We start from the raw sequence: 26394 nt of genomic DNA on the forward strand, positions 1-26394 counted from the left end.
CTGTCCCCGCGATCGAATAGCAGTCATTAGTCATTAGTTATTAAATAGGTTGTCGAAAAAATAAAAAATTCTCAGAAACCTGGTTTCTTCATAGATTTCTCATTACTAAACACAAAATTTTGTAGAAACCGGGTTTCTCGCCTTTTGCTACAGCCCCGAGAGGTTTTTAACGCGGATTGGCTATTTGTTAAAAATTAAAGTCCTGACTGCAAAAAACAGTCAGGACTTTAATTTTTTATCTCTGAGTTTTAAGAACTTGCATTCCTGACTGCAAAGCCTTAAATACTAGCCATCACTTCGCGGGCGGCTGCTAAAGTTCGATCGACATCTTCGTCAGTATGGGCCAAAGAAGTAAATCCAGCTTCAAACTGCGAAGGAGCGAGATAAATTCCGTGCTCCAACATTCCCCGGTGAAAGCGGCCGAACTTTGCTACATCAGACTTTTTCGCATCATCGTAATTGTGAACCGGGCCCGCCGCAAAAAACAAGCCAAACATCCCGCTAATTTGTCCGCCGCAAACAGCGTGTCCCGCTTCCTTACCAATTTTCAGCAATCCCTCGGACAGTTTTTTCGTAATCCTGTCCAACTGTTCGTAAGTGCCGGGTTTTTGCAGCAATTCCAAAGTTTTAATCCCAGCAGTCATCGCCAAAGGATTTCCCGAAAGCGTACCAGCTTGATACATCGGGCCTGCGGGAGCCACCATCCCCATAATATCGCGCCGTCCGCCGTAAGCTCCCACGGGCAAGCCGCCGCCGATAACCTTACCCAAAGTTGTCAAATCTGGGGTGACACCGAATTTTTCCTGAGCTCCGCCGTAGGCGATGCGGAAACCAGTCATTACTTCATCAAACACCAACAAAGCACCGTTATCTTTGGTAATTTCCCGCAAACCTTCGAGAAAACCTGCATCCGGTACAATAAAACCGGCATTTCCTACAACAGGTTCTAGCATCACGCCTGCGATTTCGCCCGGATGTTCGGCAAATAAAGCTTTGACTGCTTCCAAATCATTGTAAGGAGCGTTGAGGGTGTTGGCGGTAACGGATTTCGGCACGCCGGGAGAGTCTGGAAGGCCGAGAGTTGCCACGCCGGAACCTGCTTTTACCAGGAACATATCGGCGTGTCCGTGATAGCAGCCTTCAAATTTAATCAGTTTGTCGCGCCCGGTGAAGGCTCGCATCAGCCGCAAAACGGCCATACAAGCTTCGGTACCGGAATTGACAAATCGTACCATTTCAATGCTGGGAACGGCATCGATGACCATTTCGGCGAGGACGTTTTCCAAGAGGGAGGGTGCGCCGAAACTCGTACCTTTTTCTAAGGATTCGTGGAGGGCTTTGATGACTTCGGGGTGGGCGTGGCCGCAGATGGCGGGGCCCCAAGTACCTACGTAGTCAATGTATTGGTTGCTGTCAACATCCCAAATGTAGGCTCCGTTTACCCTGTCAAAGACGATGGGCTGTCCGCCTACGGATTTGAAGGCGCGGACGGGGGAACTAACGCCACCGGGCATCAATTTCTGGGCGGCGGCGAATATTTCTTCTGATTTGGTGGTTTTCAAGGTTGTAGAAACCAATGTTTTCTCCTTAGTGAAGGTCTGTTGTTGGTAGGATACTTAATATAGCGACTTCTGGTTAAAGGCTAAGCCGATTCAAGGAAACTATAGTAGTAGATTTTAGGATACAAACCAATCAGTAGCAATACTAGCTCGGGTTTTTTAGGATTTGTCGCACTAGCACTCCTAGGTCTCAATTGTAATAATTTGTAAAATAGTTCTTGACAATTGGCCAATCACTTGCCTAATCTCCTCTCTTCTCTCTGTGTCCTCTGCGCTCTCTGCGGTTAATAAAAAAAATATCCGACACGAAAGCGTTAATTTATATGAAAAGCTGCAATAAAATTATGTCTGGTACTGATTTATCTAGTTTGAGCCGATCGATCCCAATTGAAAAGATCCGTTATGACGATCGCGGTTTAGTGCCTGCGATCGTCCAAGATTACTTAGACGGCACAGTGTTGATGATGGCGTGGATGAATCGGGAGTCGCTCGAAAAAACCATGGAAACCGGTCAAACTTGGTTCTGGAGCCGTTCTCGCGCCGAATTTTGGAACAAAGGGGCGACTTCGGGACACGTTCAAAATGTCAAAGGGCTGCGTTACGACTGCGATAGCGATGCTTTGCTGGTGACTGTCGAACAAGTGGGAGATATTGCTTGTCACACGGGTGAAAGAAGTTGTTTTCACCAAGTTGACGGGGAAATTGTGGCGCCGCCGGGGGATATGTTATCTCAATTGTTTGACGTAATTTGCGATCGGCGTGACAATCCTAACGAAACTTCTTATACTTGCAAGTTGTTCGAGGGCGGGGATAACAAGATTCTCAAGAAGATTGGCGAAGAGTCGGCGGAAGTTGTGATGGCTTGCAAAGATGATGATAAAGACGGAATCGCCGGGGAAGTTGCGGACTTATTTTATCACGCTTTGGTTGCTTTGGCTCACCATCAGGTTGATTTGAGGGCGGTTTATCGCAAATTGGGCGATCGGCGAAAATAAGTTAATCGGAATGATTAAACCGCGAAGACACAAAGAGCGCGAAGGAAGAACCGGATCATCTTCTTTCTCTTCCTTCGCGTCCTTAGCGCCTTCGCGGTTCGTTTAATCTTACTCCATTGCCAACGGATTTGACATCAATCGCCATTTATTCTATTTGATATGATTAGATTCTACTTTTTAACATTCGATCGACCTTTTGCAAAATTGCGATCGCCAGTATCACACTAATAGCCAAGCCCAACCAGAAATTATCCGCCGCCCATTTACCTCGATCCAAAGCGAAACCGCCCAGCGGTGGGCCGATTAAATAGCCGATCGCCCAACACTGAGAATTAACCGCTAAATACACGCCGCGTAAAGACTCCGGTGCTAAATCCACCACCAAAGCCGAAGCAAAAGGCGTATAAGCAACCGTTGCCACCGACAAAAAAGTCAAGCCAACAACTGCTAAAAATAGATTGCCAGTTGCAGCCATTCCCGTCAAGCCGATCGCAATAAACCCCATTCCCCACAGCAGCGCCGAAATCATCAAAGCTTGGGGATGAGAAAACCGCCTCAAAGCCTTAACAATCGGCATCTGCAAAGCCACAGTTAAAAATGTGCTAAAAGCAAACAAAACCGTAATTGTACCCGTAGAAAAGCCTGTTCCCGATGTCCCCGCCTGCACAAACTTGCTAAAATACAACGGCATCGTGGTTTGAATTTGGGAAATGTAGAGAGTAAACAGAGTATTGACTAAAGCATAGACTAGCAAAGTGCGATCGCCCAACGCCACCATCCAGCCATTTTTGAGACTTTTTTTGCCTGTATCCGTTGAATTAGCTGGTTTGTAGGTTTCTGCGATCGCACTTGCAACCACCGCAAACAGCACTAAAAACGAGATACCATCGATCATAAAGAGCGATCGATAATTCCCCGTTACCGCAATCAAAACACCGCCCAAAATAATCCCAACTTGCAAACCCAAATTATCAGCAAGCCGCGTCACAGCAAAAGCCTCCTGTCGCTGTGCGCCCTCAGTTAAATCCGCAACCATACTTTCCGTTGGAGGCCAATACAAACCCACACCAAAACCCATCAATAAATTAGCAGCAACTAAACCTGGAAAATCATGAGTCGCCGCCAACAGAAAAGAAGCGACAGCCGAAATCATTGCCGCCAGCAATAAAGTTCGCCGCCTTCCCCAAAATTGGGAATCGCAAAAAGAACCGCCCAAAATGCGGCCGAATATTCCCGAGATTGAACCGCTACCCAAACCAATCCCAACAGCAGTTGCAGACAAGCCGACGCGATCGACAAAAAAGATCGGCGCGTAAAATAAAGTAAAGCCGCTACCGCTTTGCGAGAGGAATCTGCCGGCGGCGAGAATCCAGACTTGAGTGGGGAGACGGGGAAGCCAAGATGAGAATTGAAATTTAGGCATATATTATAGCCTTTCTCAGAAAGATGAGGTACTCATGGGGATAGGGGATAGGGGATAGGGCATAGGGCATAGGGCATAGGGCATAGGGCATAGGACTAGCGGGCATACATCACTTTTTTGAGAAAGGCTATATTTATAAGAGTCTGCGGTTGAAACCAGGTATGTATAAACGATGTCTGCCTCCGCAGACTGAAGAATTAAAATAAAATTAAAGCATAATTTAGGTATTGTCGAGTCAAACCAAACCTCAACCGTATTTGTTTGCAAGCTTTTCGATGAATTCAAGTGTCAGCGGATTCATAAATCACCTTTCCTTTTTCGATAATTTCCCTGAGAAATAAATCATTCCAAGCTAGCCGTTGTTCAATTTCAGCAGGAGTTCGCACTAATAAATCTAGAGCAAATTTCGGTTGAATTTTACTTAGTATTTCCCAAGTTTTGCGAAAATTATTACCTTCTGAAGATAAAATTACCAACATATCAACATCCGAATCGCTCGTGGGATTCCCATAGGCGTAAGAGCCGAACAAAATTATTTTTTCTGGTTTAAATTGATTGGCTATTGCCGCACTTAATTCCAGAATTTTGTTTATTTCAATCATTGGCTAATATCTTTGATATTTGGCAATTTAACTGTAATAATAACACATAAATTTGATCGGTATATTGCTGGAATGAGTAATTATCAATCGTTTTTGGCGATCGCCACAATTTTTCAACTGTTACTTTTCGCCGACAAGCTTAACAATTCTTCTAATTCAGTTACACAAAAGTTACCATTAATTTAAAAATACTTAACACGATTTTAGGAAAAAGTTCGTTAAGCTCTAGAAAAGGCAGAAGAAAATTTTAGAGGGTCTAATTTTTATGACAGCTATTACATCGTCGAGAGTAGAATCAATCAGACCCCGCTGGCAAGCAATTGTCATGGTAGCCTTAATTTTCTGGCTCAGCGGTAGCCTGATTATCGATCTAGTTATTATGCCGAGTCTCTACGTATCTGGCATGATGGTATCTTCTGATTTTGCAACAGCCGGAAATTTAATGTTCTGGGGATTTAACCGCGTTGAGTTAATCTGTTCGGGATTCGTAGCAACGGGTTTGATGGTTTTGAGCAATTTAATGGGTGACTCCGGCAAGCGTACTCGCACAGCAATCGTATTATCATTGGTACTTCTGGCGATCGCCCTGATTGACACCTACGGGCTCACACCTCAAATGAGCGCCTTGGGAATGCAGCTAAATCTGTTCGACTCCGCAGCAGAAGTGCCCGCCGGCATGAATACACTGCACCAAGGATATTTTGTTTTGGAAGCGCTAAAGTTGGCTGTCGGCGGTACGCTGCTTGGCTGGTGCTACCAAAACGAAGTTTAATCAACCATAAAAATTAGGACACGGCAGTGCCGTTTCCCTACAATGAATTGGGGTAGGGAAACGGCACTGCCGTGTCCTCTTATTCGGATTCTTCTGACACATCAGATAATTCAGATTTCGGCCACAACAAACGCAAGCCCATCACCGCAAATCCGATCGCAGCGATCGTCTTTACCAACCTCTCCGGTAACACCTCCGCCGTACCTTGTCCAACCAAAACACCAAGGAAACTCGCCAGCAGCAGCGCCGACGCCGTACCAAAAAATACAGCCCGCGGCGAGTTGCAACTGCTACCAAGGGCGATCGCAGCTAATTGACTTTTGTCACCCAATTCTGACAAAAACACCGTAATAAAAGTTATGCCTAAAAGTTGCCAATCCATATTTTTTTTAGTTATCAGTTAGCTTTTTAGAAATCTACAACTTACCCACAGGCTCCCAGAAAACGGGTTTCTGTCCAAAATCCTCGGTTTAATCGCTAAATTTAGCCAGAAACCCGGTTTCTTTGGACTTACCCAAACATAATCAGTAATTCCCAAATCTAAAATCCAAAATCCAAAATCTAAAATCGTTTAACTCAGCACTTCCCAAAGTAAAACCGCCGAAATCGCCAGCAAAATCACTCCCGCAGCCTTCTCCAAAGTTTTCGGATCGATTCGAGTCGCCAGCCACCTTCCCAGCAAAACTCCCAACAAACTCGTTGCAATCAAAGCCGAACCCGCACCCGCAAACACAATCCAAGGATTCCGAGATTCAGCCGTCATCAACAAAATCGCAACTTGAGTTTTATCTCCAACTTCAGCTAAAAAGATAGTTACAAAAGTCGAAGCAAAAATTGCCCAGTGCTTCGGCTTCAGTTGCTTTTCTTCCTGACAGATATCGGGGTTTGCACTCACTGAAACTTCTGCCTGCTCCGGGGTTAAAGCAGCACAAATCTCAGAAGTCTCTTTAAGTTTTTGTAGTTGTACTTGTGGTTGCAAATCAGAATTGGGGGTTTCTGAGTCAGAAGCAGACGAGTTTGGCGGTACAGAATCAAGTTTCACGGGCAATGAGTGCTAAACGCTATTTATTTTTGACTTCTACTTTGGATTTTAACTTTATCTGTGCCTGCTTTTACCTGCGCCAGGCCCATCTTTTTTTGCCGGAGATTCCGCAACCAATTCCAGAAACTGCTCGCCTCACCCAAACACGGATATAAGCCCCACAGTTATCTGTCGAGTCAATCCAAAATCCAAAATCCAAAATCCAAAATTCCCTGGTTTATGTGCCGTAAGTTCGATCGCCCGCATCACCCAAACCAGGTACAATAAACCCCTGTTCGTTGACTATTTCGTCGATCGTTGCCGTATAAAGAACCAAACTCGGGTACTCCGTACTCAGCCGCTTCAAAGCCGGAGGAGCAGCCACCACAGAAATAATCCGAATCAAACTCGGATCAATTCCCCGTGAAATCAATTCCTGCATCGTCGCCACAATCGTCCCGCCAGTCGCCAGCATCGGCTCGCTAATTATCACCCGCGTTTGGGGGTTAAACTGCGCCGGCAATTTATTCAAATAACAAGTCGGCTCCAGCGTCTCCTCATTCCTCGCCATACCTAGATGGTAAATCGAAGCCAGCGGCACAACCGTCTGAATTCCTTCCAGCAGTGACAAACCAGCCCGCAAAATCGGTACCACAACCAACGGAGCTTCCGGGTTAATAAACGTCGCCGCACATGGGCTCAAAGGCGTCTGCACCGTTGCTTCCACTGTCGGTAGCCAATCTCGAATTGCCTCGTAGGCCAGCCAGCGTCCCAATTCTGTCATCGCAGAACGAAAAAGTACCGATGGGGTGGCGGCGTCGCGGGCGACAGCCAGCCAATGTTTAATTAACGGGTGGGGCGGAACGTAAACGCGCAGTTGCAGGGGCATGAGGAAATTGGGGAAATTGCTAGATTTGAAGGATTTGATGCGGTGCGATCGTTTTCGTTGGCGTAGCCCCCCGTAGGGGCGGACTTCGCTAACGATCGCTCTGTGCAACTTATCACAATCTTCCATTCTTTGAATCTAAAATCTAAAATCCTATAAGTCTCTTTGTTTGTAGACCTTCGTCACTTTATTGAAATATATTTTCAATAGTATTGACATAAATTAGCAACAAGGCTATAGTAATTTTTAGTGTTCTCCTCTCAAAGGATAGGCAGACGGGGGCAGTCGGCAATGGTAGACTGTTCCCGCATTTTTTTTGAAGCAGGGGCACGGGGAATTGGTAATTGGGCATTGGCCAAACAGGGCATTGGGCCTTATAGCATCGGGAATTGGTAGCCACTAACAAATAACTAATGACTGCTGACTAATGACTAAGGACTAAGGACTTCTTCCTTCTGGAGCGATCGACTGTAAAATTGTAAAAATATTAAGATTTTTAACCTAATGTCAGCCCCTACCCAATCCCAGTTATTCTCCGCCAACTCCCGCCCGACAGAGCAAGAGTTTGATGTGATAGTCATCGGTTCCGGCATTGGCGGACTCGTGACTGCAACCCAGCTAGCAGCCAAGAAAGCCAAAGTTTTGGTGCTCGAAAGCTACACAATTCCGGGGGGTAGTGCTGGATATTTCGATCGAGAAGGCTACAGATTTGATGTCGGAGCCTCCATGATATTTGGGTTCGGACAGCGCGGCACCACCAACCTCCTCACCCGCGCCCTCAAAGCCGTCAACGTCACCCTAGAAACAATCCCCGACCCGGTACAGCTTCACTATCACCTACCCTCAGGTCTCGATCTGGAAGTTCCCCAGCCTTATGACAAATACTTGCAAGAATTAATTGACAGGTTTCCTCACGAGCGCGAAGGCATCCAGAAATTTTACGGCGAATGCTGGAACGTATTCAACTGCCTCAACGGCATGGAATTGCTATCCCTAGAAGAACCTGGATATCTAGTTCGAGTCTTTTTTCAGAATCCTTTAGCCTGTTTGGGATTAGTAAAATATCTCCCTCAAAATACTGGCGACATAGCGCGGCGCTACATAAAAGACCCGACTTTGCTGAAATTTATCGACATGGAATGCTACTACTGGTCTGTAGTACCCGCAGACTTAACGCCGATGATTAACGCCGGAATGGTATTTTCTGACAGACATTACGGCGGTATCAATTATCCCAAAGGCGGAGTCGGTCAAATTGCCCAAAAATTAGTAGAAGGATTAGAAAAATGCGGCGGGACAATTCAGTACAAAGCTAAAGCCAAAAAAATTATCACAGAAAACGGCCGCGCTGTCGGAGTCGAGCTAGTAACCGGCGAAGTTTACCGGGCAAAGCGGATAGTTTCTAACGCCACCCGCTGGGATACTTTCGAGAAACTGCTACCTGCTGAAGAGATGCCAGCTAGCGAGAAGAAATGGCAGCAGCGCTATCAAAAAGCCCCCAGTTTCTTGAGCTTGCATTTAGGAGTAGAAGCCAGCGTCATCCCTGCTGGCACTGCCTGCCACCACATTTTGTTAGAAGATTGGGACAAAATGGAAGCGCCAGAAGGAACTATTTTAGTATCAATTCCGACGGTACTCGACCCAGATTTAGCTCCGGCAGGATATCACATTGTTCATGCTTTTACTTCGAGTTGGATGGAAGAGTGGGAAGGACTTTCGCCACAGGAATACGAGGATAAAAAAGAAGAGGCTGGCGGCAGAATTATTGACAGATTAGAAAAGATTTTTCCGGGTTTAGATGCTGGTTTGGATTATATGGAAGTTGGGACGGCGCGTTCTCACCGCCGCTTTTTGGGCCGGGAAGATGGAACTTACGGGCCGATTCCCCGCCAGAAGTTAATGGGTTTGTTGGGAATGCCGTTTAATCGAACTTCTATGCCAGGTTTGTATTGTGTCGGCGATAGTACGTTTCCCGGACAGGGTTTAAATGCGGTGGCATTTTCTGGGTTTGCTTGCGCGCACCGAATTGCTGTGGATTTGGGTTTTTAGGTGTTGAATATTTAAATGCAAAAAGTGGTTTGACTCATCAGCCGTAAGGTGCGCAGTGCGCACCCTACAATACTCATCAGCCGTAAGGTGCGCAGTGCGCACCCTACAATACTGAGCACCTACAAAAAGACTAAAAACCCGGTTTCTGGAGAGAAACCGGGTTTTTTAATTTAAAATTGGTACTTCGCATTATTTAAAAGAGTTTACTGCTCGTAGCTGCCACCTACGCCGATTTGGGTATTGTAGATTTTGGCATCAGTAATAGTCATGTTTTCCATTGATGCGCCTGATACGTCAGCGGTGTTGATGATGGCGGCTGTCAGATTTGCCCGATCGAGGTCTGCGCCATTTAAACTGGCGTTAGTCAGGAAAACTGCGGTTAAGTTGGCACCCGTCAAGTTAGCGCCGGTCAAGTCAGCGCCTTCGAGGTTAGCATTGGAGAGGTTTGCGCCTTGCAAATTCGCTTCTCTCAAATCTGCACCAATCAAATGAGCCTCCGCCAAATTTGCTCCTGACAAGTCACACCCAAAGCATTGCCCAGTGGAGAGTAGCTGCTTGACGTGAGCGGGATTTGCAGCGCTAGCGGGCCCGGCCAACAGTAGGGGAGTAATTAAAAAAGTTGCGGCTAATAGATGGCGTTTCATAATCCCTTTTCCTCGCCAGACTTGGTGTTTAAGTTCTTCTGTTTATATCTACAAGCTTACCACGGTCGTTTTCGCAAATTTGCGATCGAATTCACAGACCTGCTGTGATATTCATTGTCCTCCGCAACTGGCAGGTGGTCTAGAAAAGCTCGCAAAACTTAATATCGTAAAACTTAACACTGCCGAACTTAATACGGTCTGTTTTTGTAGTTACCTTTTCTAGGTTAGCCCGGACAGCAAACAGACGTTTGCTTCTAAAGATGGATATGATTAGTGATGAATGATGTTATAGGTTGATTCTATCGAAAAAAGTTCCCCCAATACATATTTGTTAATAAAACTGTCATTGGACAGAATTTGCACACTTAAAATCCATATACGGTTATAACTTTAGAGGTAGAGGCAGAGCTGTCACCGGCCAGTTCGCCAACCACAGATCGGGTGGATTTTTAACAAAAAAATTTAATTATGTCTCAGCAGCGCTGTAAAAATCCACGCACTGCATGGAAAGCAGGGCTTTTTATGACTGTGGTAGAGTCTGTGCGACGATCGCCAAAATGAATTAAATCCTATGATAAAAAATGATTCCTCCAAGCATCTGCCGACTTTAGATCAAGTAATTGACCGCTACCCCTTGACAGTTGCGCCCGATACCCCATTAGCAGAAGTCATTACCCTGATGGGCCAACGGCGCGGAAGTTGCTCTCTAAACGCAGACATTCCACCCACCGATATCTACCCGCAACTCACAGAAATCCCAAATCCCCTCACCTCAAGCGCCCTCAGAGACGCCAGAGGTATCTGCGTCTTTGTCGTCGAACAATCCCTCGAAAAATCCGACTCCCAATCTGCTCAAAATTCCCAATTGCAAGGAATCTTCACCGAGAGGGATCTCGTCGATTTGATTGCATCGGGCAAAAACTTAAAAAATGTTACGATCGCAGAAGTTATGCAGCAGCCGGCAGCAACTCTGACGAAAGGTGAAGATCGAGACATTTTTAGCGCCTTAATTCTGTTGGGGCAACAACGAATTCACCATTTGCCAATATTAGACAGTGACGGTCAACTTTTAGGAGTAATTACCCCAGAAAGCATTCGCCAAGGCATGGTGCAACCGGCAAATATCTTAAAAATGCGCCTGGTGAAAGAAGTAATGACTGCACAAGTTATTCAAGCGCCTGTTACCTCGTCAGTTATCAGTTTAGCCGAGTTGATGGCGCAGCACCGCGTTAGCTGCGTGGTAATTACAGCGCCAACAGAATTATCGATGAATTTGTCGTTCCCAATTCCTCTAGGTATAGTCACGGAACGGGATATTGTCGAATTTCAAGCTTTAGATATAGATTTGTCGCAGACGATCGCCGAAACTGTAATGAGTAGCCCTTTATTTAGTCTCAAGCCAGAAGACTCGCTTTGGGTGGCTCATCAGGAAATGCAGCAGCGTTTAGTCCGCAGGTTAGTAGTCACTGCCGAAGGCGGAGAACTGCTGGGAATAGTTACTCAAAGCACTTTACTGAGCGTACTTGACCCGATGGAAATGTCCGGGGCGATCGATATTTTGCACGCCAGCGTCCAAGAACAGACTAGCGAATTGCAAAAAGCGATCGCATCTTTGAGCTTGACTAACAGCCGACTGGAACAGGAAATCGTTACCCGCAAGCAGGCAGAGGTGCGGCTGCAACTGTTAGAATCTGCCGTAGTTAACGCTAACGATGCGATCGTAATTATGGATGCGGGATACAGCGATATCTCCGATCCCACCATCATCTATGTCAACGAAGCTTTTACCCAAATGACCGGTTATCGGCCCGCAGAAATTATCGGCCAAACACCGAGTTGTCTGCGCGGGCCCGACAGCGATGGCGCTCAAGTTGCCAAAATTCGCCGCGCTTTCTCTCGCCGAGAACCCCTGCGCTTGGAATTGATCAACTACCGCAAAGACGGTTCAACTTATTGGGTGGAACTCAACAGCGTACCCGTTGCTGACGAGTCGGGAAACCTGACTCACTGGGTATCCGTGCAGCGGGATATTAGCGATCGCAAGCGCATGGAACAAGCTTTTTTTAAGGAAAAAGAACTAGCTCAAGTTACTCTGCAATCGATCGGCGATGCAGTAATTGCTACTGACAGCCACGGCTACATTTCTACCCTCAATCCAGTTGCCGAAAAACTCACGGGTTGGTCAACCTCAGAAGCTAAAGGTTTGCCCCTCGCGGGCGTGTTGAGAATAGTTGACGAAACTACTCGGATGCCGATCGAAAATATCGCCCAAATTGCTTTGTACGAAGGTCGGATTGTTGACCAAGGACACAACAGCTTGCTGATTGCCCGCCACAACCGCGAATTTGCGATCGACCATTGCGTCGCCCCCATCCACGCCAGCAACGGCACAATTGTCGGGGCCGTCGTTGTATTTCGAGATGTCACCCAAGTGCGAACTCAAGCGCGACAACTCACCTGGCAGGCAACTCACGACCCCCTGACGCAATTGGTTAACCGTCACGAATTTGAGTACCAGCTAGAACACGCCCTGCACAGTTCTCAAGGTTACGGTCAAGAACACGTGATGCTTTACCTGGATCTCGATCGCTTCAAAATAGTTAACGATACTTCTGGTCACGTTGCAGGCGACGAACTGCTGCGCCAAGTCAGCCAGCTACTTAAAAGCAATATCCGCAAAACCGATATTTTGGCGCGCCTGGGCGGCGATGAGTTTGCTGTACTCCTGTACAATTGTCCGCCAGAACAGGGCTTAGATGTTGCAAAATTGCTACTGCAAAACATTCAGGAATTTCGGTTTGCGTGGCAGGACAAAACTTTTGCGATCGGCGTCAGTATCGGTTTGGTGGCAATTAATCGCAAAACAGTATCGACTTCTGCGGTGTTGAGCGCGGCCGATCTAGCCTGCTATGCTGCTAAAAATAAAGGCCGCAATCGGGTGCAGGTTTATCAACCGGGCGATCGCGAATTAATCAAACAGCACGGCGAAACCCAGTGGGTGGTCGAAATCAATCAAGCTTTAGAAGATAATCGGTTTCGCTTGTACTCTCAGCCGATCGTACATTTGCGAGAGCTCCCCACCACCGGCACCCACTGCGAAATCCTCCTCCGCCTTCAACTTCAGACTGGTCAGTTAGTCTCACCAATGGCATTTATTCCGGCAGCCGAACGCTATAACTTGATGCACGCGATCGATCGCTGGGTAATTCGCACTTTATTTAGCAATTTATCTCAAATTTTCACGGCAAATCTCTTAGTCCAAAACCACGGGGCAGACGATAATATAGTTACCTTACCTGCTTGCTGCCCCTTGTCTAATTCACAAGCTTCATTTGACAAATATTCTAGCCTTTATGCGATCAACCTTTCTGGGGACAGCATTAACGAAGAAAAATTCATCGACTTTATTCAAGAGCAGTTTTCTCTCTATCAAATACCGCCGGAAATAATTTGTTTTGAAATTACCGAAACCGTGGCGATCGCGAATCTCAGCAAAGCAGCCTGCTTAATTTGGAAACTCAAGGAACTCGGCTGCCAGTTTGCCTTGGACGACTTCGGTAGCGGGATGTCTTCTTTTGCTTACCTGAAAAATTTGCCTGTTGACTATATCAAAATAGATGGCAATTTTATTAAGAATCTTGCCGAGAATCCTATTGATATTGTCATGGTTGAAGCTATTACCAAAATTGCCCACGCCATGGGAATTAAAACTATTGCCGAGTATGTGGAAAGTCAAGCAGTTATGGATAAACTCAAGGAACTTGGGGTAGATTACGGTCAAGGTTATTATTTGGGAAAGCCTCAAACTTTTACTTTTGGCTCTCCTATTGTAGAGGAAGTTTTGGGAGAATTTTCGGTTGATTCTTTGGGTTTTGAGACCAAGTTGGCTTGTTGAATAGTTGACAGTTGACAGTTGACAGTTGACAGTTGAGAGGGGAGCATCTCAGTTTTGCTATAGTGCGAGCGTCCCCGCTCGCGTGCTTGTACACACGCGAGCGGGGACGCTCGCACTGTAAGAAAAAATGCTTCTTGCAAAACTGAGATGCTCCCGTTGAGAGAAGGAAGAGGGAGAATTTCCCAATTACCAATTCCCAATTACCAATGACAACTATTCAACAAGCCAACCGCCAACTGCTTTCCTGTCAACTGCCAACTGCCAACAGTCAACTGATAGCAGCTTCAATGTACTGACTGTCTAAGAGAAAAGCACCTTTTTCAAATCGAATGCCCCAATAATTGCCGGGACGCCGATCGATCACAACACCCTGGGCCCCGATCGCAATTACATTCGCAGGCCGCAGCATCGGCATCGGTTCGGCAGTTTTCACGAAAGGTGGCATCGCCACAACTCGGACTTTTTGACCAATGGTAAATTCTTTATCCATAGTTTTTATGTTTTTATTGGCGATCGGGACACGGCTAGGTTAGCCAAAATTCATTGTGGCGTACTTTTGGCAGAACTCCCGCCTACGGCTTTGTGTCAAACTAAGAATTGATAGAAAATGGCTGATATAAAAGTAGGGGATAATTGGTATGGCTACAAGTCGTCGCATAGAGCGCGTAGCTTCAATGATTAAGCGGGAAGTCAGCCTGATGTTGATCAACGGCATTAAGGACGATCGAGTCGGTGCAGGTATGGTTAGCGTTACCGATGTCATTGTTTCGGGAGACCTTCAGCATACAAAAATCTTTGTCAGCATTTACGGTACTGATGAGGCCAAGGCCGAGACTATGGAAGGTTTGAAATCGGCAACTAGCTATGTCCGCAACCAGTTAGGCCAGCGGGTACAACTGCGTCGGACGCCGGAAGTGATATTTCTCGAAGACCGTTCCCTGGAACGGGGTGATAAAATGGTGATACTGCTGAATCAGCTTTCTGCCGATCGCAAACCAGGTATGTTTGACAACGAAGAATTGACGGATGATGGCGAAAAATTGGCAAATGATGATGATGATGATGATGATTTAGAAGAAGACGAGGATTAATCTCAAGTCCGGTGGCATTGGAATTATGTAATGCGAGTGTCCAAATCTATGATTCCAATGCCCAATTCCCAATTCCCAATTCCCAATTCCCAATTCCCAAATCTAAAATCGAATGATTGACAATCTTTCCTTACCCGAACTTGTAGCCCAGATGTTCGTGGTGCGCGCTTCAGGCTACTTGTTTGACCACCAAATTCGCTATCGAGCCTGGGAACCAACGGCCGACAAACTCCGCTATTATCTGGAAAATTTGGGCGTGGGTGGGGTAATTTTGGTGGGGGGAAGTGCTGCGGAATTGGCTGTTCGATCGCACCAATTGCAGTCTTGGGCAAAATTTCCGCTGCTGCTGGCTGCTGATATTGAGGAAGGTGTCGGCCAGCGGTTCGCCGGAGCGACTTGGTTTGGGCCGCCGATGGCTATTGCTGAAATTGCGCGGCACGATGCAGGTAAAGCCGATCGCTATGCGGAACAAATGGGGGCTGTGACTGCGATCGAAGCTAGGGCGATCGGTCTCAATTGGATTCTCGCACCGGTGGTCGATGTTAACAACAATCCCGACAATCCTGTGATTAACGTCCGCGCTTTTGGCGAGACATCGGAAATTGTCGGAAAATTGGCAAGTGCTTTTATTCGCGGTGCAGGTGAACACCCGATTTTAACTACGGCTAAGCATTTTCCCGGCCACGGAGATACGGCGGTTGATTCTCACTTGGAATTGCCGGTTTTGTCGCATTCGCCCGATCGATTGGCTGAGATCGAGTTGCCTCCTTTTGTAGGGGCGATCGCCGCCGGGGTCGATGCTGTGATGAGTGCTCACTTGCTGATTCCGGCTTGGGATGACCAGTTTCCGGCTACTCTTTCTCGCAAAATTTTGATCGGGAAGCTGCGGGAAGAGTTGGGATTTGATGGTTTGATTGTGACTGATGCTTTGGTGATGGGTGCGATCGCCAATAAGTACGGCGCTAATGAAGCTGCTGTTTTGGCCGCTGAGGCTGGTGCTGATGTTTTGCTGATGCCGCTTGACCCAGAAGGGGCGATTCTGGCTGTCTGCGAAGCTGTCACTCTAGGGCGACTCGACATAGCACAAATCAAGGAATCTGTCAATCGAATCTGGAAGGCGAAAATTAAAGTGGGTTTGTCGATCGACCAAACAGCGACAAATCCCAAATTCGACCCCCCTCAACCGCCTCTGAGCAAGGGTGGGAGTTCCAGCGACTTAATTTTGCTGGCAACAGCAGAGGCAAGGGCGACGGCTGCCGATATTTTGCGAGATTCTTTAAAATTTGGTGGCGCTTTGCCTTTAGTGGCTAAAAAACCCTCGGAAAAGCAAATTTTGCGGAATTTGATTGTGGTAGATGATGTTTTGGGTTGCGAGTTTTTGGGAAAACACACTCCGGCGATCGCTATTCCCGAACAGTTTGGTTACGAATTGCAACTAATTGACGATCGGACAGGCGATTTGAGTCATAATTCAAGCGCAGAGCATTTTTCTCCGACACTGCTGCAAATTTTCATTCGCGGCAATTGCTTCCGAGGTAGTGCCGGATTGACCCAAGCGGCTCAAGATTGGTTTAAGAATTTATTAAAGACGGGAGAACTGCAAGCTGTGGTAGTTTACGGAAGTCCCTACGTTTTAGAACAATTTTTGCCGCACTTGCCTCCGACTATTCCTTATATATTTTGTTTCGGACAAATGCCCGCAGCGCAATCTCTCACTCTAGAGTTGCTGTTCGGCATTAACAAAACGGGGAATGCTTGATCTGCCAGACTGCTGAGTCTTTCCTTGGCTTCATCAGCACTTAAATCGATCCACCCGGTTTCTGTCAAAAATTTTGCTTTTGCGGCGCAGCATCCAGAAACCGGGAATCTGTCGCAACTTTCTAAGTCCTGAATGAAGCTTTGCCGTATATTCGCGTGTTAGCCTGGAATATCTGCCACGTCTCAAAATCCCCAAGCAGATCCCATTGCTCGCTCATCATCTCTATAAGTTTTTCAAATTAATCTGCAAACAGTATCTCAGTATACAGAAAAAAAATTAACTTCCATAATCCTAAGTTTGGATTATATTATTAACAGGGCCATAATTTTTTAGTAGTAAAACCTTGAGGGCGCATTATGATTCAGTCAACTATCAGAATCCAATACTCTTTAGATGTTATCCAAGACGAAGCACGCCACCTCGTCCATGAAGGCGTACTCAGCAGGCAACAGCCTATTTACACACTGTGTCAGTTCATTCCGCCCCGAGAATGGGCTTGCGTAGAAGGAGAATTGGAAAAATGCGATTTCTTGTTGCGCGATCGCATCGCCGACTTAATCGGTACTGAAAACTGGGACAACGACTAAATTGTGGTTCTGTTTAATAAGTTTGCAAGTGGGTTTGCAAGTGGGTTTCCAACTAAATTCGGGCTGTGTTAAAGATGCTTGATCCTTTAATCAGGGTAATTTTCAGCGCGCAAATTTTCCAACTCTATTCTGAGCGCTGCCATCTGTGCAGTTAATTCTTGAATCTCTAGTTTTACATCAGGCTGTACAACCAACTCGGGAGGAGTGTCAGTTGCTGTATCCGATTGCTGATGCGATCCGGATTCCTCGCTGCGTGCATTCTCCCGATCGCCTGGTTGAGAGAAAATAGTATCGACAAAATTACGGGCTTCTCGATCGGTCATTTCTCCTTTTTCAACCAACTCCGAAGCTAGTGGACTTAAATCCGACTGACGAAGTTTGTCCAGATTTTCTTCTCGCTTCTGGGGATCTTGCAGTGTCTCAAGTAAAAAGGAAGTTGCACCTAAAGTTAGGTGAAATCCAGTTTGCAGCATTTGAGGCAGGTTATCGGGATTCATCTAAGAAATGCCGCTAGAAAGTTTTTCGGAGTTTTTGGTTCGCCAGTTAATCCCTATGCGGCGGGATTGCCGCTTTTCGAGCGCAGATGCGAAGTTTTTGGTCGCGATGCCCGTTCACAAAAGTACGCCTTTAGAGGGATGATTTTTTTTCGCAATACAATCATTCTATCATTACTGCGTAAATTCCGAAACGTCAAGTGTAAAGTTTTGTGAAGAAGACTGAGACCTAGCCTGTGGATGGAACAGTCGAGCGATTTGAGATTTGAGATTTGAGATTTGAGATGGAACAGGAGTTACCGACTGCGATCGCAGAAAGCCGGGGCTAGAAACCCAGTTTCTGAGAAAAATTTGCAACGAGAAACGAGAAATATTCGTAGAAACCGGGTTTCTGAGGTTGCAAGTGCATAAATCAAATCTATTTGACCTTTGAGATTTAATGCGGTTAGGGATACAGCGCCTCGCCGGTGGATGGGTCAAAAATAAATAGTCGATCGAAGTCAAGCTGTACCGTCAGCCGATCGCCCGGACGCAAGCGAACACCCGCCGGTACTTGTAACTGTACAGTAGTTTCAGCACCCAACGCAGGTAAACTCGCCCGGATTAAAATTTCTCGCCCCAGAGGTTCAACTACTTTTACCTCTACATCGAGAGGGACTTTTTCTAAAGCCCAAATATCCCTATTGAAATCATCCTCTTCTGCTGTTTGTGGCGTAAAGATTTCTATATTTTCTGGACGAATTCCCAAATCAAATGCTTGTCCTTCTTTCGCCTGCAATCTTTTATGAATCGAGGGCGGACAGGCTAAAGATTGACTTCCTACCTGAAAAGATTCGTTTGCATAAATTGCAGGTAAAATGTTCATAGCAGGATTGCCTAAAAATGTGGCAACCATCCGATTAGCTGGTTTAGCGTAAATGCTTTGCGGGTCTCCGATTTGCTGAATTTTGCCTCCATTTAAAACTACAATTTTATCAGCTAAAGTCATCGCTTCCACTTGGTCGTGGGTGACATAAACTGTGGTAATTCCCAGCCTTTGATGGAGTTGTTTGAGTTCGGCCCTAGTGTCGTCTCGCAGTTGGGCGTCGAGGTTGGAAAGCGGTTCGTCTAAAAGAAATACTTTGGGTTCGCGGGCGATCGCCCTTCCGAGTGCTACCCGCTGCTGCTGTCCGCCTGATAGCTGTTTCGGCTTGCGGTTGAGGAGGTGATCGATCGACAGCGATCGGGCTACAATTTCGACTCTTTCTTTAATTTTTGCAGCATCAACATTCCGCATCCGCAATCCAAAAGCCAAATTTTCGGCGACAGTCATGTGCGGGTAAAGCGCGTAATTTTGAAATACCATTGCGACATCGCGCTGTCTCGCCGGAATGTTATTAACTAAATTATCTCCAATATAAAGATTGCCAGAAGTTGCAGTTTCCAAACCTGCAATTGTCCGCATAATTGTAGACTTTCCGCAGCCGGAGGGCCCGACTAATACCCAAAATTCTCCATCCGGGATTTTGAAACTGATGTTTTCAATCGCGGTGACATTTTGGTAGCGTCTAGTAATATTTTCTAAGCGAACGTTTGCCATTTGTTAGTAGTTATTGGTTACTGGTTATTAGTTATCTGCTAGACCTCTAGGGTGCGTCAGACGAAGTTATACAACGATTATCTAGGGTTCCAGATTTGACGCACCTACGATATGTGCCAGTTGGCATTAGTCCTATGGCTTTTACCTTTTATCTTCGGAAAGCTTGTTCAATTCTAAAACTGTGCGGGCTAATTCTTCAACGATTGGTGTAGATTCAGCTTGGCGTAATGCTTCTACTAAAGAATTGTAATACCAGAGAGTACCATCTTTTTTGCCTTTGAAGCGTTCCCAAACGCGATCGCCTAATTCACGGTAATCTTTCAGGATCGATCGCGCATTATAAAGTTTATCAGCCGCCGAGACCAATCTGACGGAGTGGGAAGCTTGAGAAATGCGATCGATATAAGCTTGTTTGCGATCGCGCCAAGGGGGTTTCGGTGTCGCATCGCTGTCGGTACAGCCGTCTACAATCGCTGTGACGGTATCCCCAAAGTGGTTGCGGATGGCTTCGCGGGTGGTGGGGCCGCCTCGATCTTCGATCGCATCATGAAGCAAAGCTGCGATCGCCTCATCTTCCGAAGCCCCGTATTCCAAAGCTATACTAGCAGTACCCAATAAATGAGCGATATACGGAACACCAGAACCTTTGCGGACTTGAGTTGCGTGCAATTCGGCGGCATAGGTGAGGGCTTCAGAAAATCGGTTTGATAGTATCATAGAAGTTACCTTATTTAATCCAGTCATCAAAGGCTAATCTCCTGTAAACTTAAAATATTCAAAGAGAGGTTGCGATCGTGACAGCTACTATAATCATACCAAAAAATGCCGACAAAAAATCACAGCCAGAATCACCGCCCGAATTAGAAAATACACCACAAATTCAACCCAAATCTGATCCACAAACAATCATATCTCTCGAAGATTTTTTAGTCAAACCGCCTGATAGAATGGAATGGGTTGACGGCAACTTAGTAGAGAAAACAGGAATGACATTCAAACACAGTTTGGCTCAATCTAAACTATCTACATCCTGGAGAAATTACCAAAATTCCAGCGGACAGGGAGGAGAAGTTCTGACCGAAATACTTTGTCGCACTAACAAGCAGGGCCGCCGACCAGATATCGCTTACATTACTCCCGAACTGCTGCCACAATCAGGCAATTTTACAGCATTTTCCCAAAGTTTTCCCTTGATAGCAGAAGTTGCTTCTCCCGAAGATAGCGGCGAAGAATTATTTGCAAAAGCTCACGAATATTTGGAGTCGGGCTGTCAAGAAGTCTGGCTGCTTTTTCCTGAAGCTAGATTAATATTTGTGAATGCCGGGGAACGCTGGCTGTTGTTTAATGCAGATGAAGTTGTTAACACTCAAAGGGTACTTACAGGTTTTAGGGTAGCTGTCAACGAACTACTCATTTAAAAAACTTAAATTGTTTTGCTAAATATTCAGATTTTATTGAAATTAATGATTGCTTAATCTCTCTCTTCTCCTCCACTGCACCCTCTGCCCCCTCTACCATGCGGTTCATTCATAAAAATCTTGGTAAAATTTTAGCAAAAATGTCCTCAAAGTTTGTTAAGCTGTTCTAGCAGTTTTTTTTGACTTGTAGTCACCATCACAGTAATGAGTCAGCAGGCAACCCTATTCCAGTACAAACCACTACACAAGCCAAACCAACTGATTTGCGGAACTGGTCAAACCGCTGTAGTGACTGGATGGACTGTAAAGCAAGCGATCGCCAAACACCTTCACGCCCATGAGTTTGCTGTGATTGGACAGTTGTACAGTTCAACTCGTGGAATTAGCTTTCTGATTCGGAATCTTTTATTCAATCCCCATGTCCGCTTTTTAGTAATCATGAACGCTACAAAAGAAGACCTCAATGCTGGTGGATGTAAATGCCTGCTGGACTTCTTCCGTAATGGGTTTACAGAAGGAACCAGTGATACCGGACGAAAATGTTGGGTGATTAAATCTCCCATTACTGGGTATATTGATATTGAAATTCCAGCTAGTGCTTTGGAACAATTACGACAATCGATAGAGGAACCTGTAGAAGCAAAATCCATTTCTGAAGCTGTAGCCTCTGTCAAGTCTTACTCACAACAGAACATACTTGAACCCTGGGGTAATTACTTAGAATTTCCTATCTCTGAAATCGTTCCTACTATTCAACCTGGACCGCGTTACGGTCATCGGATAGAAGGAACAACTATTGCAGAAACTTGGGTTAAAATTATTCATCGCATCAAAACAACAGGTACAATTCGACCGACTGGCTACGATGGCAAATGGCAAGAATTAATTGATTTAATAGCTGTGGTGAAAAATGAGCCACCAGGCTTTTATTTCCCCGAACCAAATTATCTGCCCATTGACCGTCCTTTTGTTCAAGAATACACTTCACAAATATTAGATGATTCAGTGAAACGAGAAGGTGTTAAATACACTTATGGGCAGCGTCTTCGTTCTTGGTTTAATGGACGCGACCAGATTGAACAAGTTATTAATAAATTAATAGGTGAGATTGACGCTGCTAGTGCAGTTATGTCGCTGTGGGATGTAGCCGATCACGATTCAGGTGGCAGTCCATGCCTTAACCATATCTGGCTAAGAGTTGTGGATAACGAACTGTCAATGACTGCTACTTTCCGCAGTAACGATATGTTTAGCGCCTGGCCTGCTAACGCTATAGGATTGCGAAAATTGCAAGAACACATTCGAGACGCGATCGCCGATCGATCGGAGTACGATCTAAAGATGGGTCCACTGATTACGATTAGTCAGAGTGCTCATATCTACGATGATACTTTCGATTCAGTTGACCGGATTATCAACCAGCACTATCAAAAAATAGTTGATGCAGAACGTAGACGTTATTTCGATCCAAGTTATTCTGATTGCGATTCAGTGGGAAACTTCATCATCAAATTGGAGGATAAAAAAATAGTTGTTTCCCAAACAACTCCTGGTAGTGGTGAAATTACCAAGCATTATAGTGGCAGAGATCCTCTCAAGCTATTACGAGAAATTTGTGCTAATTCTCCGGCAATACAGCCTGAACATTCAGGTTACTTAGGGCTAGAAATCCAGAAGGCTTTTGGCTGCATTGCAACTGGCAAAAAATATATTCAGGATCAATAAATCTAAGCGTCGTAAAGTTAAAGCATAGGAAATAGTTTATGTCGGTTCTAAGCGAGTGGGATATTATCAATGAGCTAGGTAGAGGGATATTTATTTATCCTTTTAAAGGGAAAGAACATAGCATCAGAGGTTGCTGTTTACGCCTAACGGCAAGTGAATATGCTTATACATTTAACATAGATCAACAAACTCAACAGAAACAAACCTTGCTTTTAAAAGATCGGCAGGATAATAAACTTATTAAAATTCCCAGCCGAAAAACAGCTATAATATGGACTAATGAGTCAGTATTTGTTAACAATTATTTATGTGGAGTAATTCATTCACAAGTAAAATTAGTGTCACAGGGAATAGGACATCTTGGAACAAGAGTTAATCCTAATTATGGAGGTGTGATGGCTATAGCTCTTCATAATTTATCAGACAACGATATACAGATTAAAGTAGGTGATACTATTGCATATTTAAGAATTCATAGGTTGAGTTCAAAATCTTCTTTTTCTTCGGCATATAGAGACGATCCTGGTAAGCTTCATGATGCTATTCCTGAAGACTATCCAACACCGCCGGAACTTAGAAGCTGGTTAAACGATTCACAAAATCTGTGGAGAAAAGGAGATAAAAATGATATTTTAAAAGCGTTAGAGCAATCGTCTGAATATAAAAAAGCCAAGGATGAGCTTAAACAGAAATCTATTCGCTACCGTTTAGTTTTTAAGTATTTGCCACAGTGGGAACCGATGGTTTGGGCTACGATTGTCGCGGCATTAGCAGCAATTGGGGGAGCAATTGGGACATGGGTAGCAGTTTTGAAACCTTCTTCACCACCTTCTTTTGATCCAAAACCAATCATCACACCAAAGACACAAATAGCACCCACCCCTAAAGCAACCTCTGTTCCAAAATAATACTGTTGAGAAAGCGTAAAAATCAATGAACAAAGTATATATATCTGGTGCTTTAACAGGAATTGAGAAACCAGCAGAAGTCAAGAGTTTCTATGAAGCCATTGGTCTGCTTTGCCAAGAAATAGGTTTTCAAGCGTATGTTCCACATATGTATACCGATCCCATCAATAACCCTGACATTAGTCCTAGCCAAGTATTTGAGAGAGACAAACATCAAGTTAGTACATCAGATTTAGTCATTGCTTACCTTGGCTCCTTCTCTTTTGGTGTGGGAATGGAGCTAGCTTATGCTGAAATGAATAATATTCCTATTGTGATTATTTATGAAAAAGATAAAGTTATATCAAGATTTCCACTGGGTATCCCTACAGTAATTGCTGAAGTTCAGTTTCAGACTTATGAAGATGCTTTGAACCAACTTAAAAACGTTTTGGAACAGAAAAAAATACAGCAGCTTATGAATAAAACCTATCAAAGACCAAATTGGGATGAATACTTTTTGATGTTGGCAAAATTGGCCGCAACGCGATCGACTTGTCTGGCATTTCCCGTCGGCGCGGTAATCGCTAAAAACAGGCAAGTTTTAGCTACGGGTTACAACGGTTCCCCCTCAGGTTCGGTACACTGCACGGCTCAAGGCTTCTGCTATCCGGGTTTGAGCAGTTGCGATGCTAGCAAAACTTTGCCGTCGCGGGCGGTTCACGCTGAAGCAAATGCGATCGCCACTGCTGCCAAACACGGCATATCTACGGCTGGAGCTAGCATTTATGTGACTTTAGAACCCTGCATTTATTGTTTGAAATTAATTATTTCCGCCGGCATTCGCGAAGTATTTTACGAAACTGTTTTTAACAGCGGAGAAAAGGCGGCCTTGAGAGATTCTTTTATAGCCGATGGTATTGTTGAATTCAAACAAATTAAGCTATCTGAAAGTACAGCAAAAAGATCGGCTTCATTTCTGCTGAATCCTACATCTGTTCCAAAAGACGATCGACCATTCGGTTCGTAGTCAGGACTTTAGTCCGCATTCAAGAAGGACTAAAGTCCTCACTACAAACCTTCTCTCTTGGGTTGGTAGTGAGGACTTCAGTCCGCATTAAAGAAGGACTAAAGTCCTCACTACAAACCTTTTCAATCAAACTCATTCACAGCTTGCAAATAGTCGATCGCCGCATCTATCCTCGAACTATACTTAAAAGCAAACTGATCGAACCAATATCTCTCATCGGAATTTTTATCCAAATTCTTCAGCCAAACCTGAGCTTGCCTAACTTTCTGCCTGTGCGTTTGTACGTCTAACTCTGACTGCACAATCTTTTCTGCTGGCTTCGGTGCTAGTGCCGTCACTTCCTGAGGTTTATTTTCTGCTTCGTGCAGAGGCTGAAGCGGTTGTTGTGCAGCCACTTCCTGAGCTTTATTTTGTGCTTCGTATTCAGCCTTGATTTCAGCTAAATCCTTGTCAAAAGTACCAGAATACTTGATATCTGCTGTTTTAAAAGTTTGATTTGACGGCACTGCTGCTGGTTGGGAAAGCGGTTGTGCTTCCACTGGCGGCTGACTTGGCGCGTCGCGATTTTTTTGAGATGCTTGATATTCTGCCCTAAGTTCAGCTAACAGGCGATCGATCGATTCCATGACTTAAAACCCCCTTTAAAAAATCCTGCCCAGCAACCAGGCACAAATATAGTCCCGCAAACAACCCGCAGCCTCCTCAATCAGTTATTGCATTCAGCAATACTTCCGTCAGGGTCATTCCTTCGATATCATCCATCGTCACTGTATCAACGATATCGAATTTAGCTCCGGCGCTTTGCAGTTCGTCATCCAATATCTTGAGAAACTTAGTCGCTTCCGGGGCATTCCCTACTTGAATGAAGGAAATCGCCAGCTCTTCATCTCGATCGAGCTTCCGCGATGCCTCTATAATTGTTTTCATTACTTCCTTGCGATCGTCCGGTTCGCCGTCCGTCACCACTAATATGGTTTCGCCATTTGGCTTGGTCTTACCGGATGCTTTGCGCTGAAAATAATTGTTGAGAGAATCTAGCAGCACCGCAGCCAAATTTGTAGTCCCGGAAGGTTCGTTTTCTTGGAAGATTTGCACTACTTTAGCTGATGTTACATTTTCGTAGCGTTTGAAGCGACCAGAAAAAACGTAAACTGTGATGCCGTCTGGGTCAAGTTCTTCGCATTTATTCGCCAGTGCGACAGTCGATTCTTGCATCAGCGCCCAGCGACTTTTTCCTCCCATCTGGTCTTTGGTGTACATACTGCCGCTTTTGTCAATGATGATTGTATAATCGCGGTTCTGAAGCATAAGATTTTTCCTGTTAATTAAGAAGTTTTTCCCAAAAAGAGCAAAACCAGCGAGCATAAGCGGTTGAGCTTGATTTTGCTCGCTGCGTTTTTTTAGTTGATTTGCGATCGCAAATACCCGAATTTAAGCTGCAACTAAAGCGTTTTTAAGCGGCTTCCAGCTAAAAGCTCGATCGCCCCCCATCTCTACTGCTATTTTAACTCGCGGCTCTAGCGTCGGCAAAACAGTCAAATACTCAACTTCCTGACTCGACAAAACCTGCCCTTCAATAATCCAAAGCACCAGTCCTTTAGATTTCGGCGGCAAATTATCTAATTGAGTTTGCAACATCGGAGGTACGTAGTAGGTGTAACCCACAGCCCCTTCATTGCCAGTAGTTTTCTTGCCCAAATGCGGCGGTCGCACCCCGTGAACTCCGGTCAAATACATCGCCAAATCGCCCAAACCCCGCGCCGTAATCGTGTACGCACCGTAGCCGGCAGCCCGCAGCCGTCGCAGGTAACGGCCCTCAAATCCTCCCTCTAAAGGAACGTACAGGGCTAGCGACCCCGACTTTTCCAAATCCCGAATCATATCCGCACCAGTTGTAATCAGTCCCATAAATTTGTCTAGCCTGCTGTTTAAAATTTGGTCGATCGCCCATTGCGAGCTTAAAGTATTATAAATGCTA

General features: G+C 45.3%; 25 protein-coding genes. 11 read left to right on the forward strand and 14 right to left on the reverse strand.

What is annotated here, in order from left to right; all coding sequences use genetic code 11:
* Positions 1-278: 278 nt before the first annotated feature.
* On the reverse strand, positions 279-1577 hold the full coding sequence (gene hemL / locus JGK22_RS13300; protein ID WP_293189571.1) for a glutamate-1-semialdehyde 2,1-aminomutase: 1299 nt from the start codon (positions 1575-1577) through the stop codon (positions 279-281).
* Positions 1578-1903: 326 nt separating this feature from the next.
* On the opposite strand from hemL, the gene hisIE reads away from it, so the two are divergent.
* Positions 1904-2554: a bifunctional phosphoribosyl-AMP cyclohydrolase/phosphoribosyl-ATP diphosphatase HisIE gene (gene hisIE / locus JGK22_RS13305; RefSeq protein ID WP_293189573.1), complete on the forward strand. Its 651-nt coding sequence runs from the start codon at positions 1904-1906 to the stop codon at positions 2552-2554.
* Positions 2555-2717: 163 nt separating this feature from the next.
* On the opposite strand, the gene JGK22_RS13310 is transcribed toward hisIE, so the two are convergent.
* A complete protein-coding gene (locus tag JGK22_RS13310) occupies positions 2718-3977 on the reverse strand; it encodes an MFS transporter (RefSeq protein ID WP_293195907.1) in 1260 nt (419 codons plus the stop codon).
* A gap of 281 nt (positions 3978-4258) precedes the next feature.
* Positions 4259-4579, reverse strand: a complete 321-nt coding sequence (locus tag JGK22_RS13315) for a nucleotidyltransferase domain-containing protein (protein WP_293185527.1) — start codon at positions 4577-4579, stop codon at positions 4259-4261.
* Positions 4580-4844: 265 nt separating this feature from the next.
* Here JGK22_RS13315 and JGK22_RS13320 point away from each other — a divergent pair, with 265 nt between their 5' ends.
* Positions 4845-5351, forward strand: a complete 507-nt coding sequence (locus JGK22_RS13320; RefSeq protein ID WP_293176026.1) for a DUF4149 domain-containing protein — start codon at positions 4845-4847, stop codon at positions 5349-5351.
* Positions 5352-5430: 79 nt separating this feature from the next.
* Here JGK22_RS13320 and JGK22_RS13325 read toward each other — a convergent pair whose 3' ends face one another.
* The 3 genes from JGK22_RS13325 to upp all read right to left on the reverse strand — a co-directional run bounded on the left by JGK22_RS13325 (position 5431) and on the right by upp (position 7261).
* Positions 5431-5733 carry a TMEM165/GDT1 family protein gene (locus JGK22_RS13325; protein ID WP_293176024.1) on the reverse strand — a complete coding sequence of 101 codons (303 nt, stop codon included), beginning with the start codon at positions 5731-5733 and terminating at the stop codon, positions 5431-5433.
* Between the two features lie 189 nt (positions 5734-5922).
* Entirely contained in the window at positions 5923-6393 is a 471-nt protein-coding gene (locus JGK22_RS13330; RefSeq protein ID WP_293176022.1) for a TMEM165/GDT1 family protein, read from the reverse strand.
* A gap of 217 nt (positions 6394-6610) precedes the next feature.
* Positions 6611-7261, reverse strand: coding sequence for a uracil phosphoribosyltransferase (gene upp / locus JGK22_RS13335; protein WP_293176030.1), 651 nt, complete (start codon positions 7259-7261; stop codon positions 6611-6613).
* Between the two features lie 501 nt (positions 7262-7762).
* Here upp and crtH point away from each other — a divergent pair.
* Positions 7763-9307, forward strand: coding sequence for a carotenoid isomerase (gene crtH, locus JGK22_RS13340; RefSeq protein WP_293195911.1), 1545 nt, complete (start codon positions 7763-7765; stop codon positions 9305-9307).
* Between the two features lie 203 nt (positions 9308-9510).
* Here crtH and JGK22_RS13345 read toward each other — a convergent pair whose 3' ends face one another.
* Positions 9511-9951, reverse strand: coding sequence for a pentapeptide repeat-containing protein (locus tag JGK22_RS13345; RefSeq protein ID WP_293229144.1), 441 nt, complete (start codon positions 9949-9951; stop codon positions 9511-9513).
* Between the two features lie 571 nt (positions 9952-10522).
* On the opposite strand from JGK22_RS13345, the gene JGK22_RS13350 reads away from it, so the two are divergent.
* Positions 10523-13846 (forward strand): EAL domain-containing protein, encoded by a 3324-nt coding sequence (locus JGK22_RS13350; protein WP_293313013.1) that lies wholly within the window; start codon positions 10523-10525, stop codon positions 13844-13846.
* A gap of 268 nt (positions 13847-14114) precedes the next feature.
* Here the strand turns inward: JGK22_RS13350 and sipA are convergent, their stop codons facing one another.
* Positions 14115-14336 carry a regulatory protein SipA gene (gene sipA, locus JGK22_RS13355; RefSeq protein WP_293176014.1) on the reverse strand — a complete coding sequence of 74 codons (222 nt, stop codon included), beginning with the start codon at positions 14334-14336 and terminating at the stop codon, positions 14115-14117.
* 148 nt (positions 14337-14484) lie between these two features.
* Here sipA and rbfA point away from each other — a divergent pair, with 148 nt between their 5' ends.
* The 3 genes from rbfA (at position 14485) to JGK22_RS13370 (ending at position 17283) form a co-directional block, all read left to right on the forward strand.
* Positions 14485-14937 carry a 30S ribosome-binding factor RbfA gene (gene rbfA, locus JGK22_RS13360; protein ID WP_293189574.1) on the forward strand — a complete coding sequence of 151 codons (453 nt, stop codon included), beginning with the start codon at positions 14485-14487 and terminating at the stop codon, positions 14935-14937.
* 112 nt (positions 14938-15049) lie between these two features.
* On the forward strand, positions 15050-16696 hold the full coding sequence (locus tag JGK22_RS13365; protein WP_293205751.1) for a glycoside hydrolase family 3 N-terminal domain-containing protein: 1647 nt from the start codon (positions 15050-15052) through the stop codon (positions 16694-16696).
* Positions 16697-17052: 356 nt separating this feature from the next.
* Positions 17053-17283 (forward strand): DUF4327 family protein, encoded by a 231-nt coding sequence (locus JGK22_RS13370; RefSeq protein ID WP_293150704.1) that lies wholly within the window; start codon positions 17053-17055, stop codon positions 17281-17283.
* Positions 17284-17369: 86 nt separating this feature from the next.
* Here JGK22_RS13370 and JGK22_RS13375 read toward each other — a convergent pair whose 3' ends face one another.
* The 3 genes from JGK22_RS13375 to JGK22_RS13385 form a co-directional block, all read right to left on the reverse strand.
* Positions 17370-17780: a hypothetical protein gene (locus tag JGK22_RS13375; protein ID WP_293176008.1), complete on the reverse strand. Its 411-nt coding sequence runs from the start codon at positions 17778-17780 to the stop codon at positions 17370-17372.
* A gap of 442 nt (positions 17781-18222) precedes the next feature.
* Positions 18223-19356, reverse strand: coding sequence for an ABC transporter ATP-binding protein (locus tag JGK22_RS13380; protein WP_293176006.1), 1134 nt, complete (start codon positions 19354-19356; stop codon positions 18223-18225).
* A 141-nt stretch (positions 19357-19497) separates the two neighbouring features.
* Positions 19498-20073: an HD domain-containing protein gene (locus tag JGK22_RS13385; protein WP_293269978.1), complete on the reverse strand. Its 576-nt coding sequence runs from the start codon at positions 20071-20073 to the stop codon at positions 19498-19500.
* 77 nt (positions 20074-20150) lie between these two features.
* Between JGK22_RS13385 and JGK22_RS13390 the strand changes: the two genes are divergently transcribed.
* The 4 genes from JGK22_RS13390 to JGK22_RS13405 all read left to right on the forward strand — a co-directional run bounded on the left by JGK22_RS13390 (position 20151) and on the right by JGK22_RS13405 (position 24416).
* On the forward strand, positions 20151-20774 hold the full coding sequence (locus JGK22_RS13390; RefSeq protein ID WP_293313015.1) for a Uma2 family endonuclease: 624 nt from the start codon (positions 20151-20153) through the stop codon (positions 20772-20774).
* Between the two features lie 204 nt (positions 20775-20978).
* Positions 20979-22499, forward strand: a complete 1521-nt coding sequence (locus JGK22_RS13395; RefSeq protein WP_293229132.1) for a thymidylate synthase — start codon at positions 20979-20981, stop codon at positions 22497-22499.
* A gap of 38 nt (positions 22500-22537) precedes the next feature.
* Positions 22538-23407, forward strand: a complete 870-nt coding sequence (locus tag JGK22_RS13400; RefSeq protein ID WP_293175998.1) for a hypothetical protein — start codon at positions 22538-22540, stop codon at positions 23405-23407.
* Between the two features lie 457 nt (positions 23408-23864).
* Positions 23865-24416: a dCMP deaminase family protein gene (locus tag JGK22_RS13405; protein WP_293176028.1), complete on the forward strand. Its 552-nt coding sequence runs from the start codon at positions 23865-23867 to the stop codon at positions 24414-24416.
* 122 nt (positions 24417-24538) lie between these two features.
* Here the strand turns inward: JGK22_RS13405 and JGK22_RS13410 are convergent, their stop codons facing one another.
* The 3 genes from JGK22_RS13410 to JGK22_RS13420 all read right to left on the reverse strand — a co-directional run bounded on the left by JGK22_RS13410 (position 24539) and on the right by JGK22_RS13420 (position 26324).
* On the reverse strand, positions 24539-25042 hold the full coding sequence (locus tag JGK22_RS13410) for a hypothetical protein (protein WP_293175996.1): 504 nt from the start codon (positions 25040-25042) through the stop codon (positions 24539-24541).
* Between the two features lie 76 nt (positions 25043-25118).
* Complete coding sequence (locus tag JGK22_RS13415; protein WP_293133918.1) at positions 25119-25724, reverse strand: VWA domain-containing protein; 606 nt, start codon at positions 25722-25724, stop codon at positions 25119-25121.
* Positions 25725-25847: 123 nt separating this feature from the next.
* Positions 25848-26324, reverse strand: coding sequence for an NAD(P)H-quinone oxidoreductase subunit N (locus JGK22_RS13420; protein WP_293133916.1), 477 nt, complete (start codon positions 26322-26324; stop codon positions 25848-25850).
* Between the last annotated feature and the right edge of the window lie 70 nt (positions 26325-26394).

Origin of the sequence: Microcoleus sp. PH2017_08_TRC_O_A, assembly GCF_020738665.1 — a bacterium.
Classification (GTDB): domain Bacteria; phylum Cyanobacteriota; class Cyanobacteriia; order Cyanobacteriales; family Microcoleaceae; genus Microcoleus.

What these genes read in the sequence shown, in the direction of transcription:
- hisIE (WP_293189573.1), top strand. Translation starts at nt 1,904, where the DNA reads ATGTCTGGTACTGATTTATCTAGTTTGAGCCGATCGATCCCAATTGAA.
- JGK22_RS13310 (WP_293195907.1), bottom strand. Translation starts at nt 3,977, where the DNA reads ATGCCTAAATTTCAATTCTCATCTTGGCTTCCCCGTCTCCCCACTCAA.
- JGK22_RS13315 (WP_293185527.1), bottom strand. Translation starts at nt 4,579, where the DNA reads ATGATTGAAATAAACAAAATTCTGGAATTAAGTGCGGCAATAGCCAAT.
- JGK22_RS13320 (WP_293176026.1), top strand. Translation starts at nt 4,845, where the DNA reads ATGACAGCTATTACATCGTCGAGAGTAGAATCAATCAGACCCCGCTGG.
- JGK22_RS13325 (WP_293176024.1), bottom strand. Translation starts at nt 5,733, where the DNA reads ATGGATTGGCAACTTTTAGGCATAACTTTTATTACGGTGTTTTTGTCA.
- upp (WP_293176030.1), bottom strand. Translation starts at nt 7,261, where the DNA reads ATGCCCCTGCAACTGCGCGTTTACGTTCCGCCCCACCCGTTAATTAAA.
- crtH (WP_293195911.1), top strand. Translation starts at nt 7,763, where the DNA reads ATGTCAGCCCCTACCCAATCCCAGTTATTCTCCGCCAACTCCCGCCCG.
- JGK22_RS13345 (WP_293229144.1), bottom strand. Translation starts at nt 9,951, where the DNA reads ATGAAACGCCATCTATTAGCCGCAACTTTTTTAATTACTCCCCTACTG.
- JGK22_RS13350 (WP_293313013.1), top strand. Translation starts at nt 10,523, where the DNA reads ATGATAAAAAATGATTCCTCCAAGCATCTGCCGACTTTAGATCAAGTA.
- sipA (WP_293176014.1), bottom strand. Translation starts at nt 14,336, where the DNA reads ATGGATAAAGAATTTACCATTGGTCAAAAAGTCCGAGTTGTGGCGATG.
- rbfA (WP_293189574.1), top strand. Translation starts at nt 14,485, where the DNA reads ATGGCTACAAGTCGTCGCATAGAGCGCGTAGCTTCAATGATTAAGCGG.
- JGK22_RS13365 (WP_293205751.1), top strand. Translation starts at nt 15,050, where the DNA reads ATGATTGACAATCTTTCCTTACCCGAACTTGTAGCCCAGATGTTCGTG.
- JGK22_RS13370 (WP_293150704.1), top strand. Translation starts at nt 17,053, where the DNA reads ATGATTCAGTCAACTATCAGAATCCAATACTCTTTAGATGTTATCCAA.
- JGK22_RS13375 (WP_293176008.1), bottom strand. Translation starts at nt 17,780, where the DNA reads ATGAATCCCGATAACCTGCCTCAAATGCTGCAAACTGGATTTCACCTA.
- JGK22_RS13380 (WP_293176006.1), bottom strand. Translation starts at nt 19,356, where the DNA reads ATGGCAAACGTTCGCTTAGAAAATATTACTAGACGCTACCAAAATGTC.
- JGK22_RS13385 (WP_293269978.1), bottom strand. Translation starts at nt 20,073, where the DNA reads ATGATACTATCAAACCGATTTTCTGAAGCCCTCACCTATGCCGCCGAA.
- JGK22_RS13395 (WP_293229132.1), top strand. Translation starts at nt 20,979, where the DNA reads ATGAGTCAGCAGGCAACCCTATTCCAGTACAAACCACTACACAAGCCA.
- JGK22_RS13400 (WP_293175998.1), top strand. Translation starts at nt 22,538, where the DNA reads ATGTCGGTTCTAAGCGAGTGGGATATTATCAATGAGCTAGGTAGAGGG.
- JGK22_RS13405 (WP_293176028.1), top strand. Translation starts at nt 23,865, where the DNA reads ATGAATAAAACCTATCAAAGACCAAATTGGGATGAATACTTTTTGATG.
- JGK22_RS13410 (WP_293175996.1), bottom strand. Translation starts at nt 25,042, where the DNA reads ATGGAATCGATCGATCGCCTGTTAGCTGAACTTAGGGCAGAATATCAA.
- JGK22_RS13415 (WP_293133918.1), bottom strand. Translation starts at nt 25,724, where the DNA reads ATGCTTCAGAACCGCGATTATACAATCATCATTGACAAAAGCGGCAGT.
- JGK22_RS13420 (WP_293133916.1), bottom strand. Translation starts at nt 26,324, where the DNA reads ATGGGACTGATTACAACTGGTGCGGATATGATTCGGGATTTGGAAAAG.